This window comes from Achromobacter sp. CF-sbj1-Ac2-l (assembly GCF_052698165.1).
In genome coordinates, this window is sequence record NZ_CP199855.1 from 4466523 (window position 1) to 4486621 (window position 20099).

Annotated in this window: 25 protein-coding genes and 1 tRNA gene; 11 read left to right on the top strand and 15 right to left on the bottom strand. The window is 65.8% G+C overall.

The annotated features are described in order from the left end of the window. Positions 1–33 precede the first annotated feature (33 nt). Complete coding sequence (locus tag ACUDCK_RS20310) at positions 34–618, bottom strand: CGNR zinc finger domain-containing protein (RefSeq protein WP_054503308.1); 585 nt, start codon at positions 616–618, stop codon at positions 34–36. A 112-nt stretch (positions 619–730) separates the two neighbouring features. On the opposite strand from ACUDCK_RS20310, the gene ACUDCK_RS20315 reads away from it, so the two are divergent. The 3 genes from ACUDCK_RS20315 to ACUDCK_RS20325 all read left to right on the top strand — a co-directional run bounded on the left by ACUDCK_RS20315 (position 731) and on the right by ACUDCK_RS20325 (position 2930). Next, on the top strand, positions 731–1648 hold the full coding sequence (locus tag ACUDCK_RS20315; protein ID WP_418629225.1) for an alpha/beta fold hydrolase: 918 nt from the start codon (positions 731–733) through the stop codon (positions 1646–1648). A 621-nt stretch (positions 1649–2269) separates the two neighbouring features. After that, complete coding sequence (locus ACUDCK_RS20320; protein ID WP_116791988.1) at positions 2270–2563, top strand: type II toxin-antitoxin system RelE/ParE family toxin; 294 nt, start codon at positions 2270–2272, stop codon at positions 2561–2563. 73 nt (positions 2564–2636) lie between these two features. Continuing rightward, positions 2637–2930, top strand: coding sequence for an addiction module antidote protein (locus tag ACUDCK_RS20325; RefSeq protein WP_116791987.1), 294 nt, complete (start codon positions 2637–2639; stop codon positions 2928–2930). A 74-nt stretch (positions 2931–3004) separates the two neighbouring features. Here ACUDCK_RS20325 and ACUDCK_RS20330 read toward each other — a convergent pair whose 3' ends face one another. From ACUDCK_RS20330 to ACUDCK_RS20375, 10 genes are all read right to left on the bottom strand, one after another. Beyond that, positions 3005–3337 (bottom strand): hypothetical protein, encoded by a 333-nt coding sequence (locus tag ACUDCK_RS20330; protein ID WP_445659256.1) that lies wholly within the window; start codon positions 3335–3337, stop codon positions 3005–3007. Positions 3338–3453: 116 nt separating this feature from the next. Continuing rightward, positions 3454–4056 carry a hypothetical protein gene (locus ACUDCK_RS20335; RefSeq protein WP_175143296.1) on the bottom strand — a complete coding sequence of 201 codons (603 nt, stop codon included), beginning with the start codon at positions 4054–4056 and terminating at the stop codon, positions 3454–3456. Beyond that, positions 4056–4550, bottom strand: coding sequence for a glycoside hydrolase family 108 protein (locus tag ACUDCK_RS20340; RefSeq protein WP_338077835.1), 495 nt, complete (start codon positions 4548–4550; stop codon positions 4056–4058). The genes ACUDCK_RS20335 and ACUDCK_RS20340 overlap by 1 nt, the downstream gene beginning before the upstream one ends. Next, positions 4547–4798: a hypothetical protein gene (locus ACUDCK_RS20345; RefSeq protein ID WP_144654632.1), complete on the bottom strand. Its 252-nt coding sequence runs from the start codon at positions 4796–4798 to the stop codon at positions 4547–4549. The genes ACUDCK_RS20340 and ACUDCK_RS20345 overlap by 4 nt, the downstream gene beginning before the upstream one ends. An 8-nt stretch (positions 4799–4806) precedes the next feature. After that, the gene (locus ACUDCK_RS20350; protein WP_175166584.1) at positions 4807–5328 is read right to left on the bottom strand and encodes a hypothetical protein; all 522 of its coding nucleotides are present in this window, start codon (positions 5326–5328) and stop codon (positions 4807–4809) included. Next, positions 5328–7322, bottom strand: a complete 1995-nt coding sequence (locus ACUDCK_RS20355; protein WP_175166583.1) for a hypothetical protein — start codon at positions 7320–7322, stop codon at positions 5328–5330. The genes ACUDCK_RS20350 and ACUDCK_RS20355 overlap by 1 nt, the downstream gene beginning before the upstream one ends. Positions 7323–7395: 73 nt before the next feature. Beyond that, a complete protein-coding gene (locus tag ACUDCK_RS20360) occupies positions 7396–7638 on the bottom strand; it encodes a helix-turn-helix domain-containing protein (protein ID WP_144654629.1) in 243 nt (80 codons plus the stop codon). 4 nt (positions 7639–7642) lie between these two features. Further along, positions 7643–7834, bottom strand: coding sequence for a hypothetical protein (locus ACUDCK_RS20365; protein WP_116791981.1), 192 nt, complete (start codon positions 7832–7834; stop codon positions 7643–7645). After that, positions 7831–8544, bottom strand: a complete 714-nt coding sequence (locus ACUDCK_RS20370) for a hypothetical protein (RefSeq protein ID WP_175166582.1) — start codon at positions 8542–8544, stop codon at positions 7831–7833. Before ACUDCK_RS20370 ends, ACUDCK_RS20365 begins: the two co-directional genes overlap by 4 nt. Then, positions 8522–9520, bottom strand: a complete 999-nt coding sequence (locus ACUDCK_RS20375; protein ID WP_175166581.1) for a DUF1376 domain-containing protein — start codon at positions 9518–9520, stop codon at positions 8522–8524. Before ACUDCK_RS20375 ends, ACUDCK_RS20370 begins: the two co-directional genes overlap by 23 nt. Positions 9521–9734: 214 nt before the next feature. Here ACUDCK_RS20375 and ACUDCK_RS20380 point away from each other — a divergent pair, with 214 nt between their 5' ends. From ACUDCK_RS20380 to ACUDCK_RS20390, 3 genes are all read left to right on the top strand, one after another. Then, entirely contained in the window at positions 9735–10112 is a 378-nt protein-coding gene (locus ACUDCK_RS20380) for a helix-turn-helix transcriptional regulator (RefSeq protein ID WP_175166580.1), read from the top strand. 244 nt (positions 10113–10356) lie between these two features. After that, positions 10357–10551, top strand: coding sequence for a hypothetical protein (locus ACUDCK_RS20385; RefSeq protein ID WP_175166579.1), 195 nt, complete (start codon positions 10357–10359; stop codon positions 10549–10551). Further along, complete coding sequence (locus ACUDCK_RS20390; RefSeq protein ID WP_244976802.1) at positions 10551–11129, top strand: hypothetical protein; 579 nt, start codon at positions 10551–10553, stop codon at positions 11127–11129. Before ACUDCK_RS20385 ends, ACUDCK_RS20390 begins: the two co-directional genes overlap by 1 nt. A gap of 16 nt (positions 11130–11145) precedes the next feature. Here the strand turns inward: ACUDCK_RS20390 and ACUDCK_RS20395 are convergent. Next, positions 11146–11221: transfer RNA gene (locus ACUDCK_RS20395), tRNA-His, on the bottom strand. Positions 11222–11454: 233 nt separating this feature from the next. On the opposite strand from ACUDCK_RS20395, the gene ACUDCK_RS20400 reads away from it, so the two are divergent. Next, on the top strand, positions 11455–12912 hold the full coding sequence (locus tag ACUDCK_RS20400; RefSeq protein WP_054503165.1) for a phospholipase D-like domain-containing protein: 1458 nt from the start codon (positions 11455–11457) through the stop codon (positions 12910–12912). A gap of 92 nt (positions 12913–13004) precedes the next feature. Here ACUDCK_RS20400 and ACUDCK_RS20405 read toward each other — a convergent pair whose 3' ends face one another. Beyond that, a complete protein-coding gene (locus tag ACUDCK_RS20405; protein WP_054503166.1) occupies positions 13005–13433 on the bottom strand; it encodes a PaaI family thioesterase in 429 nt (142 codons plus the stop codon). A gap of 170 nt (positions 13434–13603) precedes the next feature. On the opposite strand from ACUDCK_RS20405, the gene ACUDCK_RS20410 reads away from it, so the two are divergent. From ACUDCK_RS20410 to ACUDCK_RS20420, 3 genes are all read left to right on the top strand, one after another. Then, entirely contained in the window at positions 13604–14509 is a 906-nt protein-coding gene (locus tag ACUDCK_RS20410; protein ID WP_144654623.1) for a helix-turn-helix transcriptional regulator, read from the top strand. A 240-nt stretch (positions 14510–14749) separates the two neighbouring features. Next, the gene (locus ACUDCK_RS20415) at positions 14750–15457 is read left to right on the top strand and encodes a fumarylacetoacetate hydrolase family protein (RefSeq protein ID WP_175166578.1); all 708 of its coding nucleotides are present in this window, start codon (positions 14750–14752) and stop codon (positions 15455–15457) included. A 206-nt stretch (positions 15458–15663) separates the two neighbouring features. Continuing rightward, entirely contained in the window at positions 15664–16536 is an 873-nt protein-coding gene (locus ACUDCK_RS20420; RefSeq protein WP_049072832.1) for an NAD(P)-dependent oxidoreductase, read from the top strand. Between the two features lie 19 nt (positions 16537–16555). Here ACUDCK_RS20420 and ACUDCK_RS20425 read toward each other — a convergent pair whose 3' ends face one another. Together ACUDCK_RS20425 and ACUDCK_RS20430 are read right to left on the bottom strand one after the other, a co-directional pair. After that, positions 16556–17827 (bottom strand): MFS transporter, encoded by a 1272-nt coding sequence (locus ACUDCK_RS20425; protein ID WP_054503169.1) that lies wholly within the window; start codon positions 17825–17827, stop codon positions 16556–16558. 156 nt (positions 17828–17983) lie between these two features. Then, positions 17984–18946, bottom strand: coding sequence for a LysR family transcriptional regulator (locus tag ACUDCK_RS20430; RefSeq protein ID WP_144654621.1), 963 nt, complete (start codon positions 18944–18946; stop codon positions 17984–17986). A 141-nt stretch (positions 18947–19087) separates the two neighbouring features. Here ACUDCK_RS20430 and ACUDCK_RS20435 point away from each other — a divergent pair, with 141 nt between their 5' ends. After that, positions 19088–20065, top strand: a complete 978-nt coding sequence (locus ACUDCK_RS20435) for a Bug family tripartite tricarboxylate transporter substrate binding protein (RefSeq protein WP_054503171.1) — start codon at positions 19088–19090, stop codon at positions 20063–20065. The last annotated feature ends 34 nt before the right edge of the window (positions 20066–20099 follow it).

Here is a 20099-nt window from a genome sequence, read left to right on the forward strand (position 1 = left end):
GCGCCCGCGCCCGGCGCGAGATCTCCGCGGGGATCATTCCCCTTTCCTGCGCGAGCGGAACGCCGCCACTTTCATGCGGTTGCCGCACAGGGCCATGCTGCACCAGCGGCGCCGGTGCGACTTGGTCTTGTCGTGGAACATCAGCGTGCAGTCGTGCGCCTCGCATTGCCGCACCAGTTCGAGCTGCGTGTCGGTCAGCAGCCTGACGACGGCCTGCGCGACGGGTTCGAGAAAGCTGGCCGCATCGTCGCGACGGCGCTGACGCACCACCTTGAACGACGCGCTGGCGTCATCCCACCGCAGTTCCTTGGACGCGCGCCCCGCCTGGAGCACCTGGTTGACGACGCTGGCATCCGAGGCCCCTTCCTGCTTGGCGGCATGCACCAGCGACCTGGCGTTGTCGCGCAGCCGCAGGGCCAGCGTCTTCAACCCCTTGGGCGCGGCGCCGACGTCCTCGGGCAGCACCCCGGCGAGCTTCAGCCAGGCCAGCACGGCCTCGTCGTCGACGAAGCAATCGTGATGCGCCGCCCCCACCCCGAATTCACTATTGATGAAATCGAGCGCGAGGTCGTCTCCGACGAACAGCGGGGCCTTCGGGTTTTTGGCGGTTTCCAGCATGCGTCCAATGTAACCCATAAAAAATAAATTGACCAGTTACCAAAATCATGAGTAACCTTTTAAATCCAATTTATCGGTTACAAGGAGATTAGTCATGACCACGAAGACATCGATGGGCGCGGCCGGACTGGCGGCGCTGGCGCAGGCTGGCGACACGCAGGCAGCCCGCCTCCAGGTCCGCCACCGCTTCGAGCAGGTGGGCGACGTGAAGGTGTTCTACCGCGAGGCGGGCGCGCCCGACGCGCCGACGGTGCTGCTGCTGCACGGCTATGCCGCGTCCTCGTTCATGTACCGCAATCTGATTCCGATGCTGGCGGACAAGTACCACGTCATCGCGCCGGACCTGCCGGGTTTCGGCTTCACCGAAGCGCCCGCCCGCGGCGAGTACGCCTACACGTTCGACCAACTGGCCCGGACCATCGACCAGTTCACCCAGCAGCTCGGGCTGGACCGCTACGCCATCCAGGTGTTCGACTACGGCGCGCCGGTGGGCTGGCGCCTCGCGGCGGCGCATCCCGACCGCATCACCGCCATCATTTCGCAGAACGGCAACGCCTACGAGGAAGGATTGGGCCAGGGCTGGGCGCCGATCCAGCGGTACTGGAAGGAGCCGTCGCAGGCCAATCGCGAGGCGCTGCGCGACTTCCCGACGCCGGCTTCCATCGAATGGCAGTATCTCGAAGGCGTGCCCGACAAGACCCTGGTCGCGCCCGATGCGATCGCGCTGGAAAGCTATCTGGTGTCCCGCCCGGGCAACGCCGAGGTGCAGTTGGACCTGCTGCTGGACTACGCGTCGAACGTGGCAAAGTACCCGGCGTTCCAGGCGTATTTTCGCGAGCACCAACCCCCGCTGCTGGCCGTCTGGGGCAGGAACGATCCGTTCTTCCTGCCCGCCGGCGCCGAGGCGTGGAAGCGGGACATCCCGGGCGCGGACGTGCGGTTCTACGACACGGGGCACCTGGCGCTGGAGACGCATGGGGCGGAGATTGGCGGGGTGATCCGGGAGTTCCTGGATCGGAATGTGGGGTGATCCTGCGACGGGCGGATAGCTCGACGAGCGCGCGCGCATCCTGGTGAACGCGCTTCACATCCCGGCCCGGGCGGCGGGCCCGTTCGCGCACGCCGACCCGACCTGCGCCCAACATCTCCCGCACCGTGTTGCCCCTCGGCTCTGTCAACTGCCCCTCAGCGACGAAGCCCTCCAGCCATTGCGCCACACCGCGACATTCGTAGGGACCGGCCTGGCGGCACGAGAACCTCGCAGCCCATGCCAGCCTTGCCACCGTCCGGAAAAGAAAAAAGGCACTCTGCTTTTCGCGCAAGCGCCTGATTTCATTTTAATTCTTTGGGGTGGCTGATGGGACTCGAACCCACGACAACCGGAATCACAATCCGGCGCAATTTCTAGGTTTTATGCGGGTCTCCGCTGGAAACTGGTGGCATGGCGTACCGGAGCAAGACCTCGGTCGCTACCCGGTTCACCCGGGCCGACGGCCCGCCCCTGGGCATCGCCGGCCTGATCCAGGCTGTGGGTGTACGAGTGACCGATTGCATGGCAAACGGCACAAGTAGCTTGAACATTCTGTAGCCGGTAGGCTACAATAAAACTCGTATCTAGGCTTTTCGCGGACAGATACCATGATCACATCGCATGAAGACAATTCTGACGACCGAAGTCTACGATGCCTTTGAAGCAAAACTTAAGGATCTTGCGGGCCGCGCGCGCATTCAAGCACGCATACAGCGACTGGCCCATGGAAACCCCGGCGATCATCGCAACTTGAGGCATGGGGTCTCCGAGCTGCGTATCGACGTAGGACCTGGCTACCGTGTCTATTACACGGAACGAAGGGACGGAACAATCGTAGTCCTGCTTGTTGGCGGCGACAAATCCACCCAGCAGCGAGATATTGCCGTTGCCTATGAATTAGCGGATCAACTGTAAGCATGCGCCGCTTGACGGCAAGACGACATCGAGCCATTAAGCGAGGCCGCTCCAACAACGACCGGAGCAATTCATGATCAAACTGAAGACACGCGAATACGACATTGCGGAGCGTTTGCGGACGCCGGAAGAAATGGCGCTCTACCTGGACGCCTGCATCGAAGAAAGTGACGGTGATGCGGCATTCATTGCAAAGGCGCTTGGCGATATTGCTCGGGCTAAAGGCATGACCCAGGTAGCGAAAGACGCCGGTCTGTCGCGCGAGAGCCTATACAAGGCATTATCTGGTGAACGTGCCCCGGACTTTTCCACCATCCTGAAGGTGGCGCGCGCGCTCGGATTACGCCTGCATGCGTCTGCGGCCTAGATCTAAACAGGCACATTTTCCAAGCGCATCCGTCGGAGAGTTGATACTCTCGCGCCGGCCTCCGATGACCACCCCTACCCCGCTCGCCGCGGAGCCTTCTCGTACTCCGCGATCACGGCCATCGCGAAATTCAGCGATGCCTGCATCGACGCCAACATCTGCCGTACGGCTTCAATAGGATCAGTCATTGATTGCGCAACCCGCTCCGCTGGTGCAGCAGCAGCAGCAGCAGCAGCAGCAGCAGCAGCAGCAGCAGCAGCAGCAGGTTTACGGATCGAAGCTACCCCGCGGGGCAGCCGTCCTCGCCGCGCGGCATTCTTCACCGGCTGCAGGTCGGCGGTAGGCAGATAGGCAACCTCCGGCGCCTGGGACGCTTGAGTGAATTTTGAGTCGGTGCTACCTTCCATTCGTGATTCTTCCTTCCTACAGGGCTTGTCACAGATCTAAGCATGCCATTACCCGTCGGCTCGGGTATCGCAACGAGGCGCCTCGTATAAATGCGGCTATGCTCGTCAAATGCCGCTCAGCGGCCCCCTGCGTCATCCGGGAACGTCACACTGCCCGGCGACACGGCGAACTGGCGCACTTCGGCGTTGGCGCGTTGCGTCTCCCCGGTCGTCCCGAACCAGAACGCCAGCACCTGCTTAAGTTCGTTGAACCAATACCCGATCACGGTCCCAACGGTCAGGCTGGCGGTGGCATCGCGCAGCAGCCCTTCGGCCATGCCGGAGAACACGAAGAAGACGATGCCCGCCGCGCCCAGCAGCAACAGGACGGTGACGGCCGGGCGCACCCAATCCCTGGGTTGCTGCGCGGCCAAGCGACGGGCGCTGTCGCGGTCGGCCGCCTGGGAGGCGTGCTGCGCTGCCGCCGCCTGGAGCCGGTTCTGTTCGGCCGTCACCGCCAACTGCTGAAGCTGCACCCGAGAATTAGTTTCCAGCTCCTTGAGTTTTATAGCGGCCTGGGGGTCTCGCAGGATGGCCGCCGACACGGAATCCGGCGACGCATCGGTGCCCAGCGCCGTAGCCACCAGGCCGCCCACGGCAACGCCGGCCGGCCCGCCCAGGATGCCGCCGAGCACGGGCGCGGCCTTGCTGACGACACCCGCCAAATCCTTCCAGTCCATCACGCATCCTCCGCCGCATACTTCAGGTTGCCCGCCACACGCCGCGCCCAGCCCTTGCCGAAGGCCGGCCAGGTCGAGAGCTTCGTGTAGAAATCCAGACGCTCCGCATTGAAGCGCGCCAGCACATTCGCGACGGGCACAGCGCGCACCGCCGCCAGTGTCGCCGGGCCGACGATCCCATCGTCAGCCACGCCCACCGCCCGCTGCAAAAAGCGGATGGCCTGGCCGATTCCGTGATTGACGGCAGCGTCGAACACCTGGAACGCGATCGCGCCGTCGTATTGCTCGGCCTTGGCGCGGCGCCAATAGGCAGCCCGGTGGATTTCCCTGGCCTGCTCGCGCGTCAGGGTACGCATGGAGCCGGTGTAGCCAGCCTCACGCGCGGTGCGCAGCGTGATGCCCCAATTGGTTTCGCCGCCCGGATCGTCGGGGTGGCTCGCGTAACCCCCTTCATGGCCGATCAGACGATCGAATGCAGTATCAAAATTCATCATTTGCCGCCTGTGATGTTGGACACGATGCCGGCCCACAATGCAGCGGCCAGCGCGGCCGCGGCCACGCCGATAAATGCAACGGTTCCCTGATCGGCGACCTTGCGCAGTTTTCTGCCAAAGCGCAGATCAGCGCGGAATTCTTCGACCTGTTCCGGCACGTCCACATCCACGCCCAGAATGGCGAAGAACTTCTTCACGGCAAGGTCGGCCGCTTGCTGGCAGACCTGCGTTTCACGTTGTTCGTTCATAGTTGCTTTTATGCTTTCAGCGTGGCCGCGAAGCGGAACAAGTCGTCCCGCTTGTCCTGATCAATTCCCAGTACGTCCGCCGCCGCGTTGAACATGGCGCTGCCATGCTCGACGGTTTGCAGCTCGTCCCAAGCGCGGCGGTAATACGCTGGCGTGGCCGGATCATTCATCATCGCCTCGAAAGCATCGAACAGCGTCCAATCCGGCCGGTCGTCCCGCGGCCACGGCGTCAGCCGCATCGCTTCGCGCAATTGGTAGCGGGTGACAGCCTGCGGTGGATTTGCGGCAGGATCGGGCGCGGGCATGTCTTCGATATTGGCCGGTTCGAGCGTTGGCGGCACGCTCAACTGCGTGCCGCGCGCCGGGGCGGACGGGCTGCTGGCGTCACTGCTGTCACTGTCAGCGCCGTCTTCGGGCATCTGCGGTGCGACCGCTTGGTAAAACAGGTACGCGCCGGACGAATTGTCGGCAATCACGTCGTCCTCGAATTGCCAGAATTGACCGGTTGCGGTGTCTTTGAAGGTCTGCATTATCGGTACTCCTTCCACATATCGAGGGTCACTCCGTCACTGAAGGCGGCCATATATTGCTCACCCGGCGGGACGAGTGTCGAGACTGTTATATATTCGCCAGTTGCCATGGACGGTGTGGTGCGGCAGACAGCAACCGTATCCATTGGGGTGCCTACTTGCAGTGCCAGAAATGACTGGATTCCGGCCCCTCTAGCCACGACCCGCACATAGACCATAATGGGCTGTTCTGTGCTATTGGTGTAGACGACACTTAACGAACGGGAATGTGTCACATCGGTCAGCATTTGCCCCGGCCCCAAGGCGCCAGCGGCCACAGCGGCCATATACCTCGTTCCATTCCAGCGGTGCCAGCCAATGCCGTCCACGTAGATGTCGCCCGCGTCCCAATTGGGCATGGAATTGGGGCTACTGAAGGCACCCGTCACCCGCCAGGGTTGCCAGATATTGGTCTGAGGATTGCCTAACCGGTGGAAGCAATACGGCTTACGGCCCGTGCTGAGGATCGTCAGTTCCTGGGCGAAAAGGTCGCCTGCCATGTGATAGGACAGCAGATAGCCCGCGCCCCTGATGTTAGGGAAATTGACGCCCATGACGACTGAGTTGGACCAGGCGTAATTCACGTTGTCTTCGATCAGCGTGTTGGCGTCGGTTGCGGCGAACAGGCGTACGCGGCGCATCGCTTCGCCCTCGGCCACCACCTTGCGCCAAGGCCCCCACGTTCCGTCATGGCTGATCCGCATCCGCCACCACCGGTGGGTGGTATTGCTCCACCGCACCAGTTCCTGCAACGTCAGTTCGCCGTACGTGCGAACTCGCAGCAGGCCAAATCCGGGGAAGCCGTCCGGGGCGTTCGGGCCTGCGGTCCTGATGTAATAGTCGTCGCTGGTCAGGCAGGTGTCGAAGTCAGTCCCGTTCAGCAGCGTCTGCACGCCGGGATATCGGCTGTTCAGTTCGGGGACTCGCCGGCTGTCGTCCAGGCCTGCCACGCCATTGGCGGCCCCCTTTTGACTGAGTGGGATGCAGTCATCCGCCAGGGCTGCGCTCGCCTTGGCTTGGTTCGCCCATCCTTGCGCGGCTGTCTCGCTTTTCGCAGCCGCCGCAGCGGACGTTTGCGCGGCATCGCGGGCGCTGGCCGCCATCACCTGGCTGTCCAGGGATCCTTGGGCGTGATTCTTGGCCGCTGTCGAGAAGGCCCCGGCCGCTGTCTCGCTTTCTTTGGCGGCGGCCGCGCTGACACGGGCTTCGTTGGCGTAGCCGAGCGCGTTGGCGGCGTCTTCGCTGACTTTGATTTCGTGGTTGCTGGCCGCCAGTTCATGTAGTTCGGCAGCGCTCTCGCTCGCAGCAGCTCTGTCCGCCGATCCTTGCGCAGCGGCTGCCGATGCCGTCGCTTGCTCCTGGCTTTTCCAGGCCCTGGCGGAGTGCCAGGCCGCGCTGCTCCAGCTCGCCTCGGCCGCTTGCTGGCTGGAGGCGGCTGACCGGGCGTGCCCAAGGGCGCTATCGGCCCACCCCTGCGCCTCTTCACGCGCCAGCTTTGCCTCACGCGTGTCGTTCTTCAGTTCCTGCCAGAGATCATCGGGCTTGGTGTTGCTGAAAATCGGTACGCGCACCGAGCGCTGCGCGATCGAATCGACCTGCTGAACCTGCGCCTCCAACCGGTCAAGCGCGCGTTCGATCACCTTCGGATCGAACCCGCCCAGGTTGATCAACGTGTCGGGCTGGGTATTGGGAACGTCGCTGATGATCGCGACCCGGTATTCCTGAGCGTAGGCGGTGTGCAGCGTCACCGTTCCGCCGGGATGGGCGTCCTGGTCATCGTTGAGTGCGACGCTATAGTCCGCGCCGAAGGTCAGCGACCTGGCCCTGTCGAGCGCGTCGCCCACCTGAACCGCGACTTGCTCGCCCTCGAACACTTTGAAGTCGAATGGAAACTGCGTGATCTGGCCATCGCAGGCATATGGCCCGCAGACCCTGCGGGTATTTTGGATAGGCATGGTACGAACCTCTGAGAAACCATCGCAAGACTAGCCCCCAGGCGGTCCGGTATAGGCCCCCCTGGCATGGGCGCTACCCGCATTGCTTACTGGCGATGACCTTGACGCGCACGGCGGTCTGGCAGCGCTGCGTCCCGCGGCAGATGTTGCGCACCGTGGACCGGGGCATCTCCAGCTTCTTGGCGATGGCCCGATAGCCCCACCCCGCATCCCGCAAGGCATGCACCATGGCGATCTCGCCGTCGGTGTACTTGGCGCGCGGGTGGTCTTCGCCAACGCGCAACCCCGCCTCATTGACCGCCACGGTCTTGCGCACGGGTTCACCGGAAAAAATCGGGGTTGCCCAGCCTGACCCGCTCGCAGGCCTTCTCGATGGCCTTGACCCGCGCCAGCGGATCGGCCCGCGTGATGGGCGTCCGTGCCGCCTGCTGCAACACGCGCACTGCTTCCGGCGGCAACAGCGTGGAGAGAGGCAACGCCGGGGATTGGGTGAGGGTTTGTGGTGTCTTCATTCGCTGCTCGCGCCAATGGGTGCGGCGATAGCCCGCTGGGCCATGCGCAGCACGGTGAGGGAAACGGAATCGTCCTTCCGGGCCCGGGCAACGAGGCGATGGGCCCAGGAGCGGTGATCCGCGACGGCCGGCGGCAAACCGCCGCCGGTGCGCTCCTTGATCTCGCGCAGGAATGCCAGGGATTCCTCGCGGGTGGAAACAGTGCCGCCAGGCGCGGCCAGGCGCTGGCGCGGGTGGGGAACAGGTTCCCACTTGCCCTGGGCCATCACGTCGCGCAGGGCATACTCCCAGCGGCCGCGAATGGCCTGCCAGCCCATGTTGAGCAGGTCGTACGCGCCAACGCGCCGGGCAGCCCAGAACACGCCAGGGTGTGACCATTGCCCGATGACGCCGCGCGAGCGGGCGGACATGCCTGCCACGGCTTCGTGGTAGGCCGTCTCGGGGTTCAAGGTCGGACGGCACAGGCCCAGGAACTCGGGCAGCGTGGGCGGGAAGGTTCGCCCTCGGCAGGACGCCAGGCCGCGCTGGATTTCCTCGGCGGTGTAGTCGGCGATTTCCTGCGCCCAGGCCTCGGCAAGGCGGGCAGGCTCGATACCCTCCCACTGCTGGGCGAACTTCGCGCCGTACAAGGCCTGCATGCGTTCGATCACGCGAGCGGCCCAGGCCACGGGAACCGGAGGCGGCACTTCAGTCGCGTGTACCAGTTGCATCGATAACTCCCATGTCGATTTCGTGCCACGGCTGTGCGCCAGCGTTGGCAATGACGTTTTGCAATTTGGCGTTCCAGGCGGCGCGCCGTTCGTTGGCGCTGGGAGGGCGTTGCGGAGGGGCGCCCTTCTCCGGGATTTGCTGCGCGGCTTGGCGCTGAGCCGTCAGCACCTTGGCAAGGTAGGCCCAGGGGATGGCTTCTGGCGGGGGCTTGGACTGGCGCGCCACGGCGAGGCCCGCCAGGGCTTCGTCGGCCGTCAGGCCCTTGTCCACCCAGGCGCGGAAGTCGAGCTGGCTGGGGAGAACCTGAACGCCGGCAGCGCGCAGCGCCTTGGCGACGGTCCCGTGGGGGGTTGGGTTGGGCAGGTAGTCGTCGCCGCTCGCGCGCGCGTTCCCCACACTATCTTTTATATATCCCTCTCCCTGTCCCTTGGATGCTGTTTCCCGAGGGACACCACCATCTCGTCCCTGGGGACACTCGTTTTTTGTCCCTCGGGACGATTGCTTCATGTCCTTGGGGACTGGATCGGCATATTCGGGGGACAAGAACTCTTCCAGCGCCGGAAATTGAATGCCTGTCCCGTGCCGCTGGTTGTGCTTCTTGATGCGCGCGCACTCCGTCTTGTAGCGCTGCGCATTCTTCGCGGCCCAGGCGTCGCGCGCCTTTTCAGCAACCACGGGGTGGTACAGACGGCCGTCGTCGCATTTGATCCAGCCGTACAAGGCACCCTCTCGGTACTTTTTCCATTCCTTCACGACGAAACCAAAGCCGGCCAGTTTCGCCAGCTCCGTGTCATCGTCAGGCAATGACGCGGCGGGCACCTGGTGCCATGACGCGCACCAGAGGATCACGGCGAGAAATGCACGGTCGGGCTTCACCGCAGTAGTGAGCTTGCTGTCACGCAGTTGCTGGACATACAGCGGCATGAACGGGAAGTCCCGCAGATCGCAATCGGGTGGTGTCAGGGGTGCCGTCATGCCGCCCTCCCATACGCGAAGGGGCGACAGCGCACCTGCGCTTCCAGTTTTGGGGTCTTCCGCAAACACTGAAGCAGAGGCTCCACAGGCACTCTTGTTCGGGATAGGGATTGTTGACTCACCCCAGAATATTACCTAAAGGTAATTATTTAGACAAGAAAAATTACCCGCAGGTTGTTTACCTGCGGGTAGCTCTCAGGCAACACTTCACACCATGAAAATTGACGATATCCACGCAGTCCGCCTGCAGCGCTTTCGGACCCTGATGGAAGACCGGTTCGGCGGCAAACAAGCCGCGATCGCTACTGCGGTAGGCAAGCCAGCCAACTATGTCTCCCGCATCATCAGCGGGAATAAAAAGCTGGGCGAAGAAATCGTCCGAGAATTCGAGACATCCCTGGACCTTCCCGCGTATTGGTTTGACGGGCTCGCCGATACTACCGCGTGGCCCTTCCCTAGCGTCAGCCGAGCGGCGTATGAGTCGCTTACTCCCGAACAACGCCGTGGCATCGAACAATGGGTTGCCAGGCAAGTGGAAGCATTCGGCGACACGCACGCACCTGGCGTGGAAAACACCAAGAAGAGCGCCTAGGCGTCCCAATCGTGGCCAACAGCGCCAACGGGCCGAGCACCACTCCCCATAGGAACCAGCATGCTCCGCATGCCCCTTTGGCATTGGCGATGTGATGTGCCATGAATTAATCGTAATAGATTGATTCTTAAATCTGGTCCTATCGCCTAGCGCGGGGAAGAGTCCTACTTTCGCCTCCCACCAAGGTTACCTACAGGTATTTCTATAAAACTTACCTACAGGTAATTTTTAGGAAGCCACCAGGGTGGTTACTCAATCCGTCAGCGCAGGGCTGACGCCCAACAGCCTGATCTCGCCCGACGAGATCACTGAAGACGGCGAACTGCTGCCCATCATGGACTCGGCGGGCGGCAAATTCAGCGAATTGATCGATGCCGTCACCGCTTACGCCAAGGCCGGCAAGGCGGCGGGCCACCTCGTCCATCCGACCGCCGGCTGATGGCCAAGTTCGTCGCGCTCACCGGCCGGCGCCGCGCAGAGTTCCTGAATCTGCGCAGGACTGACCTCGGCCAGGACGGTATTGTGGTGGGGTTCGCCAAGGCCAAGGCGGGCGACGCCCTCCGCCGCGGGCTGATCGAATGGACGCCGGCGCTGCGCCACCTGTTCGCCGAGCTTGCGAACCTGGACCGGAAAGCGCGGGACGGCAAGTCGGCCATCCCGGAATCGATGTTCGTGTTCACCAACCGGGAGGGGCAGCCGTACACCGAGCAGGGCTTTAAGGCGCTCTGGTCGAAGATCATGGCCGACAGGATCAAGGCGCCGGGGCGCGAGCGGTTCGCCTTTCACGACCTGCACGCCTACTCTGCGCGCCTACTATGCGCGCCTACTATGCGACCGTCCTGGTGGGCCGGGATGAGAACCCGGAAACCCACGCCAACCCCGCCACCACCAGGCAGGTGTACGACCGCCGGCGCGTCGTCAAGATCAAGGGCAGCGCCTGACGCATGCCACCATGGCCGGATCTTGCCACCATCCGGAAAAGAAAAAAGGCACTCCGCTTTTCGCGCGAGTGCCTGATTTCATTTGAATTCTTTGGGGTGGCTGATGGGACTCGAACCCACGACAACCGGAATCACAATCCGGGACTCTACCAACTGAGCTACAGCCACCACTTGATCTGCTTCGCCGTTGACACGACAAGTTTCGTGCTCAACTGCAAAGAGGCCGAATTCTAGCACGTTTTTTTGAGGCGTGTAAAACGGATGACACCTCGGCGGGCCAACGGGAGCCTTCCTCCCCTCGCCGCGTGACAAATCCGCGCGCGGCCCGCCGCGCTCGTGCGCGGGCCTTGCTATCCTTGGCGCTCGGATCATTCCCTGGAGGCCCGCGCTTCGCCGTTGCTATGGATCGCATACACCAACTACTGATCGATTACTGGCCCCACATGGTGTTCACCCTCAGCGTGGTGGCGGGCGCGGGCGCGGCGGTGCATGCGGCCATGACCAAGCAGGATGTGCGATCGGCCATCGGCTGGGTGGGGCTGGCGCTGTTTTCGCCGTTGTTCGGAGCGGCCGTCTATTTCGTGGCGGGGATCAATCGGATCCGCAAGACGCGGCTGTCGCAGCAGCGCGACGAGGCGATGCTGGTGGACGCGGCGCTGGTGGAGACCCCGAGCGTGGATGTGGCGCCGATCTCCGGGCCGCAGTTTGCGTCGCTGAAGGTGCTGGGGGACCGCGTCAGCCGGTTCCGGTTGCTGGGCGGCAATGCGGTGCAGCCGCTGGCCGGCGGCGATGAAGCCTATCCGGCGATGCTGCGGGCGATCCGCGAGGCGCGGCACGCGGTGGCGATGCAAAGCTACATCTTCGACAACGACGCGATCGGACGCGAGATGGCGCAGGCGCTGATCGAGGCGCGGGAGCGCGGGGTGCAGGTGCGGGTGCTGATCGACGCGATCGGCGCCAAGTATTCGCGGCCGCCGATCGTGCGGATGCTGGCGCGTGGCGGGGTGCCGGTGGCGCGGTTCATGACCAATCCGCTGGGCGTGCTGCGCATGCCGTACGCCAACCTGCGCAGCCACCGCAAGGTGCTGGTGGTCGATGGGCGCATCGGTTTCACCGGCGGCATGAATGTGCGGGCGGCGTTCGTGACGGCGCTGTCGGGCGCGGCGACCAACGTCGATACGCATTTCCGGGTGGAAGGGCCGATCGTGACGCAACTGATGTCGGTGTTCGCGCACGATTGGAATTTCACGACGCATGAGTCGCTGCCGGCGCAGCCATGGTTCGATCCGCAGGCGCAGCCGCCGCATGGCGCGGTGCCGATGCGCTGCGTGCCGTCGGGGCCGGACCGCGCCATGGGCAGCGCGCACAGCATCCTGCTGGGTGCGCTGGCGGTGGCGCAGCGGCATGTGCGGATCCAGTCTCCCTATTTCCTGCCCGATCAGCCACTGATCGGCGCGCTGGCGACGGCGGCGCGGCGGGGGGTGGTGGTGGATATCGTGATTCCGGGCAAGAACAATCTGCGGCTGGTCGATTACGCCATGACGGCGCAACTGGACCAGGTGGTGCGCACGGGGTGCCGGGTATGGCGCTCGCGAGGAGCGTTCGACCACTCGAAGCTGATGACGGTGGACGACGGCTGGGCCTACGTGGGATCGTCGAATCTGGATCCGCGCAGCCTGCGGCTCAATTTCGAGCTGGATACCGAGATCTACGACGTGGACGTGGCGCGCTGGGTGAGCGCCCGGATCGACGCGCAGGTGGCCGCGGGGCGCCGCCAGACGTTGGAGGAGCTGCAGCAGGCGCCGTTCGCCAAGAGGCTGCGCAACAAGGTGATCTGGCTGGCGACGCCGTATCTGTAGGCCGGTGACAGCGCCGGCGGCTTGCCGCCGCCGATTCCGCGGCGTGGGGCGAAGCCACGGCGGCCCCATCGGCCCAAGGGCAAGCCGACCGTTCAGCCGTCCGAGGTGGGCACCGCAGCCTGGCGCACGGCGAAGACGGCGCTGGCCTTGAGCACCAGGCGTTCGTCCACTTTCAGGTGGCAAGTGGCGTAGATCAGGCGCTTGCCGCGCTTGTCGATGGTGACGTGGGCTTCGAGCCAGTCGCCGGGCATGACGGCGTTGAGGTATTCGACCGACATCTGCGCGGTGACGACCGACGCCTGGCACTGGTGAGCGATGACGAAGCCGAGCGCGCTGTCGGCCAGGGTGGCGAGCAGGCCGCCGTGGGCCATGCCATGCATGTTGCCGTGGGCCGTGCCAATGCGCATGGCCAGCACGTCGTCGGCGTCGCGCCGGTAAAAGCCGCCCAGGTCCGCCAGGTGGCGCATGAATTGGCTGCTGGGAAGCCAGGGTGCGAAGCCGGCGGGAATGGTGTCTGTCATGGCGAGGGAAAGGTGCGCTGCGCAATGCCCCACGGTAGCGCAAACCGCCGGGCGCGCGCCAGCGGCGGCGCCTGGCGACCGGTGAACGGACAATATCCGGCGCAACTGGCGCCGGCGTCGCGCCGGCGCTACAGTCTTCCCATGCAATTGCCCCTTTCTTCACCGCCCGCATGAACCGCATCAAGACCTACGGCATGGCCGAGCGCGCGGACTATTTCGATTTCGATATCCGCGCGCAGCAGGTGCGCGAACCGCTGGAGCAGCCGCACCGGCACGAGTATTTCCAGATCCAGGTGAACCTGGAGGGCGACACGCGCCAGACCATCAGCGGCACCACGCGGCCGTTTCCGCGCGGGGGGCTGAGTTTCGTGCTGCCGTACCGGGTGCACCTGGTGCCGCATCCGCCGGGCGCGCGCTACGTCATCATCAATTTCGCGCAGCGCTTCCTGTGGCCGGAGCTGGCGGTCGATCCGCTGGACCTGGAGGACGTGCCGATGGCGCAGGCGCCGGCGCTGGCGCCGTTCCTGTTCCAGGAGTACCTGGATTTCGCGCTGGACGCGGACGGGCTGGCCGAGGCCGAGACGCTGATCGGACGCCTGACGGACCAGAACCGGCGCCGCGGGTTCGGGTCGACGACGGTCATCCGCGGCCTGATGCTGCAACTGATCGGGCTGGTTTGCGGCCGCTACGAGGCCGACCTGCTGCACCTGGCGCGGCACCATGCCGGCAGCAGCCGGCGCGAGAGCGTGCGGCGGGTGCTGGCCTACATCGGCGCGCACCTGGCCGAGAACCTGACGCTGAACGACGCGGCGGCGGCGGCATTCCTGTCGCCCAATTACCTGGCGCACCTGCTCAAGAAAGAGACCGGCAAGACCTTCACCGAGCTGGTGGCCGAGCGCCGCATGGCGCTGGCGCGCGACCTGCTGGCGCACACGGCGCGCACGGTGGCGCAGGTGGCGCATGCGGCGGGGTTCGCGGACGAGGCCTATTTCTCGCGCCGCTTCCGCCAACTGGAAGGGGTCAGCCCGACCGGCTACCGCGAGCGCCTGCGCGGCGGCGAGGCGGAGGCGCGGTGAAGCCGAGGCGCGGCAGGGCCGATGCCCAGTGAGGCGCGGTGAGGCCGCCGGCGGTAAGGTCGACCCGCTGCGAAGCCCCCACCCTGGGCGACTACCCGCCACAAGCCGCGCAAAAAGGACACGACAGGACGCGCGGCGAAATGCGTGGAATCGTCCACGGATTGCGTAATCGTCTCCAGGCCGGGCAGGCCAGGCCGACCTAAGCTGGCGGCAACCCTCGCAACCTTCAGGAGACCCGCGATGACCCAGGCCGTCCAAACCCCGTTTACCGTGGCGCAGACCACCGTGCCGATCGCCGGCAGCGCGCTGCGCTTTCCGGTGCGCCGCATCTACTGCATCGGCCGCAACTACGCCGCCCACGCCATCGAGATGGGTTCGGACCCGAGCCGCGAGCCGCCGTTCTTCTTCCAGAAGCCGACGGACGCGATCCAGGTGGTGTTGCCGGACACGGTGACCGACCATCCCTACCCGCCGCTGACGCAGAATTACCACTACGAGGTGGAGCTGGTCGCGGCGCTGTCCCAGGGCGGCCGCGACATTCCTCTGGACAAGGCGCTGGACTGCGTCTACGGCTACGCGCTGGGGCTGGACATGACGCGGCGCGACCTGCAACGCGGCATGGGCGACCAGAAGAAGCCGTGGGAGATCGGCAAGAGCTTCGATCACGCTGCGCCGATCGGCCCGATCCATCCTGTAGCCCAGACCGGTCACTACAAGGAAGGCGACATCTGGCTGGCGGTCAACGGCGAGCGCAAGCAGCAGGCCACGCTGTCGCACATGATCTGGTCGGTGGCCGAGCAGATCTCGCGGCTGTCGCAGGCGTTCGAGCTGTTTCCCGGCGACCTGATCTATTCGGGCACGCCGGAGAACGTCGGCCCGGTGGTGCGCGGCGATGTGATCGTGGCGCACGTGGACGGCCTGCCGGAACTGAGCATCCGCATCGTGTGATGCGCGGCGCCGGCTGGCCCTGCCGCCCTCCCCGGCGCCAGCCTGGTCTTGGCGCCTCGCCGCCCGGCATGCGGCGGGGCGCCGTAAGGCCGTCCGGCAAGGACCGCGGCGCCGTGCCCCACGGCGGTGCGGCGTCCGGATCCTCGCGGATCTGAGAGTAAGATTTATGCCATAACAAACAGCCCGTGTGGCAGGAGCAGTGGAAGATGGCAAAAATCGGTATGGTGGGCATCGGCCTGATGGGCCATGGCATCGCAAGCAATCTGGTCAAGCATGGTCACGCGCTGACGGTGCTGGAACATCCGGGCAACCAGCCGCTGGACGCGCTGAAGGCGGCGGGCGCCACCAGTTGCGCCGACGGCGCGACGCTGGCGGCGCAGTCCGACGTGATCATCCTGTGCGTCACGGGCAGTCCGCAGGTCGAGGCGGTGCTGCTGTCGCCCGGCGGCGTGCTGGAAGGCCTGCGGCCCGGCACGGTGATCATCGACTGCTCGACCGCCATTCCCTCCTCCACCGTCAAGGTGGCTGAGGCCGTCACCGAAAAGGGCGGCCGTTTCCTCGACGCCCCCATGACGCGCACGCCGAAGGAAGCCGCCGAAGGCCGCCTGAACCTGCTGGTGGGCGGCGACAAGTCCCTGTTCGAGGAATGCAAACCGATCCTGGCGTGCTTTGCCGAGAATATCGCGCACGCCGGTCCGGTGGGCGCGGGCCACCGCATGAAGCTGTTGCACAACTACGTGTCGCTGGGCGCGATCGCGCTGCTGTCGGAAGCGGCCGCCTGCGCGCTGCGCGCCGATATCGACCCGGCGGTGTTCGCCGAGGTGCTGACCAAGGGCGGCGGCGGCGGCGTGGCGCTGGAGCGCCTCAAGCCGTATCTGCTGGAACAGGACCCGTCGTCGCTGCGCTTTTTCATGTCGAATGCGCAGAAGGATCTTTCCTACTACAACACCATGGCGGCCGAGACCGGCGCGGTGCGCGAGATCGGCGCGGCCGTGCTGCACACCTATGACCAGGCGGTCAGCCAGGGCGGCGGCGAGCGCTACGTGCCCGAGCTGGTGTCGCTGCTGAAGGACCGCTGAGCCGGATGGCGGCGCGGGCTCAGCGCCCGCCCGCCGCCATCGCCGGCACGGCGCGCAAGGCGCCGCGCCGCGGCAGTTGCAGGGAGATGGCCGCGGCCAGCAGCAGCAGGGCGCCGGCCGCGCCGAACGCCACCCAGTGGGTCTGGAAGGCCTCGAAGGCCCAGCCGCCCAGCCATGAACTGATCATGCCGCCGACCTGGTGGCCCAGGTAGGTCAGCCCGTACAGCACGCCCACCAGGCGCACGCCGTAGACGTCGGCCAGGATGGCCGACGACAGCGCGATGCTGCCGGCCCAGACGATGCCGCCGATGGTGGCGGCCGCGTACAGTTCCCAATGCGCGCCGACCATGACCAGCGCGAAGAACCCCAGCCCGCGCACCAGATAGATGACGGCCAGGATATTGCGCCGTTCGACCTGATCCGACATGCGGCCCAGCACCAGCGTGCTGAAGATCGCCACCAGGCCGATCAGGCCGATGCCCAGCGAACTGGTGGTGGCGTCAAAGCCATGGTCCATCAACATGGGCATGCCGTGCGTGCCCAGCAGGTTCATGCTGAAGCCACAGGCGAACAGGCCCAGCGCCACCTGCCAGAACGGCAGCGTGCGCACGGCGTCCTTGACGCGCGGCTCGGGCCCCTTGGCGGCGGGCCGCGACGCGGATTTTTTCTCGACGATCTGGTGCGGCAGCAGGTCGGTGTGCTCGGGCGCCTGGTCGCGCATCACGAACAAGGCCACCGGCACGGTCAGCAACGCGAACAGGGTGGCAAAGGCCAGCAGGGTTTCGCGCCAGCCGACGGCGCCGATGGCAAAGGTGAGCGTGGGCGTCATCAGGGCGATGCCCGCCATGGACCCGGTGGACAGGAAGAACAGCGCCATGCCGCGCTGGCGCGTGAACCAGCGGCTGATGACCGGGGTCAGCGCCACCGGGCTGGTGAAGGCCAGGCCGACCGACAACGCCACGCCGAAGGACAGCAGGAATTCGATCGGGCCGCGCGCGAAGACGGTCCAGATGGACGAGGCCACCACGATGGCGGCGCCGGTCAGCAGCACGAAGCGGGTGCCGCGGGTGCTGACCAGGTAGCCGGCCAGCGGCATCGCCAGGCCATAGCACAGCATGCCGGCCGCGACGATGCCCGACAGCAGGCTGCGCGAAAAACCCAGGCCGTCCGCCATGGGCAGGAAAAACGGGCCGATGCCCATGCGCAGGCCCACCGTGAGCAGCGTCAGCACCGTTGCGGCGCCGACGATGTTCCAGCCGAAATACCAGCCGGCCGATTCTTGCTTCTCCACTTGCCTCTCTCCTTGTGTCTTCTTGTCGCGCTGGGGCGCTTCAGTACGGACACCGCGAGGGATGCGAGGAGACGGAAGCCGGCCGCCAGACGCGCCATATTACTCCCGGCTATATGTGGGCGGCGCGGCGGCGATGAAATCCTGTCCGGTGAGCGGTCAGGCGGCGCGCGGCTTGCGACGGCGCGGCCTGGGCGCGCCGTCAGCCGGCGTGGCGACCAGCGTCTCGACGTGGCGCAGCTTTTCGGCCGCGACGGCGCGCAGGTGCCGGATCAGCAGTTGCGCGGCCGGCGACGGCGGGCGCGCCTTGGGGTAGATCAGGCCATATTGCAGCGGCGTTTCCGGCTCGAAGCGGCGGATCTGCGCGCCCAGGTGGATCTGCGACAGGGCCGACAGCGGGTCGCTCAGGGCCGCGCCGCAACCGCGCACCGCCAACTGGCAGGCGATGAAGCCAAACGAGACATCGAACTGCGCATCGGGCTCGTAGCCGGCCTGGGCGAAGGCGCGCGCATAGCGGTGATGCAGGGCGCCGCGCTGCGGCAGGCCGATGAAGCGGCCCTGGCCCAGGATCCGCGGCGTGATGACGGCCTGCGCGGCGCGCGCGTCGGCGCCGCTGAGGACGGCGACGGCGCGCGATTCGGCCAGGATCTCGGTGGTCAGCAGCGGATGCTCGACCGGCAGTTGCGCCAGCGCCAGGTCGAACTGCTGCTGGCTGATCCAGGCATCGACATTGGGCGGCATGCGCGCATTGATGGTGACGCCGAAGGCATTGTCCTCCTGCACGGCGCGGGCCACGGCGTCGACCAGCAGGCCCTCGATCAGGTGCTGGGCCACCAGCACGTTGACATGGGTGCGGTTCTTGCGCCGGGCGCCGCGAGCGTATTCGCGCACGGCGTCACCGGCCCGCAGCATCTCGTCGATGCGCTGGTAGAAGCCCTGCCCCTGTTCGGTCAGCGATAGCCGCCGCCCTTCCTTGAGCAGCAGCGGAAAGCCGGCCTCGTCCTCCAGCATGGCCAGCAGCCGGCTGACCTGCGACGGGCTGCGATGGATGCGCAGGGACGCTTCGGCGATGCTGCCGCCTTCGACGAAGGCGCGCAGCGCCTCCAAGGCCATGAAGTTCATGGCGGGCCTCCAAACAGTTGTGCGTTATGCAAGTATCACGCCGAATTTCGACATTGACGCATATTAGCCCGCCTGCCGACAATGGCCCTGCCGATGGCGCCCGACGCGGGCGCCCGGACCAGAACAGCAAGGGGAAAATCCATGAACGCTATCCACCGCCTGGCCGTCGCCGCGACGCTGGGCCTGGCCCTGGCCGGCCCGGCCCAGGCGCAGGACGCCTATCCGTCCAAACCCATCAAGGTCATCGTGCACACGCTGCCGGGCGCGTCGTCCGACGTGCTGGCGCGCGCCGTCAGCAAGACGATGGGCGAGCAGCTCGGGCAGTCCTTCGTGGTCGAGAATCGCTCGGGCGCGGGCGGCGCCATCGGCGTGGACGCCGTGGCCAAGGCGGCGCCGGACGGCTATACGCTGCTGGCCGGCGCCTCCAGCGCCATGGTGATGCTGCCGATCGTGCTGAGCCGCAAGCTGCCGTATGACGAGAACAAGGACTTCGCGCCCATCGGCGTGATCTCGCGCTCGCCGTTCGTGCTGGTGGCCAGCAAGGCCTCGGGCATCCGCAGCGTGCAGGACCTGATCGCGCGCGCCAAGGCCGAGCCGGGCAAGCTGACCTACGGCAGCGCCGGCCCCGGCACCAACCCGCACCTGCTGGGCGAGCTGCTGAGCCAGTTGGCCGGCATCCAACTGTCGCACATTCCGTACAAGGGGCCGGCCGCCGCCGAGTCCGACCTGATCGGCGGCACCATCGACATCCTGTTCGATACGCCGTCCTCGGCGCTGCCGTACGTGAAGGCCGGCAAGACCGTGGCCATTGCCGCCACCAGCGACAAGCGCGTGGCCGATGCGCCCGAGGTGCCCACGGTGGCCGAGCTGGGCTATCCGAGCCTGACGCTGTACGGCTGGACCGCGCTGTACGCGCCGGCCGCCACGCCGCCCGCGGCGTTGGCCAAGCTGCGCGAAGCGCTGCGCCAGGCGCTCAGGACGCCCGCGCTGCGCGAGTTCATCCTGAACTCGGGCAACGACATCCTGGACCTGTACGGCGACGACCTGCTCAAGATGCAGGTCGGCATGCAGGACTTCTGGCGCGACGTCGTCAAGGCGCGCGGCATCCGCCTGGACTAGGCGCGGGCCGGCAATTCCCTTCCCTCCCCCCACC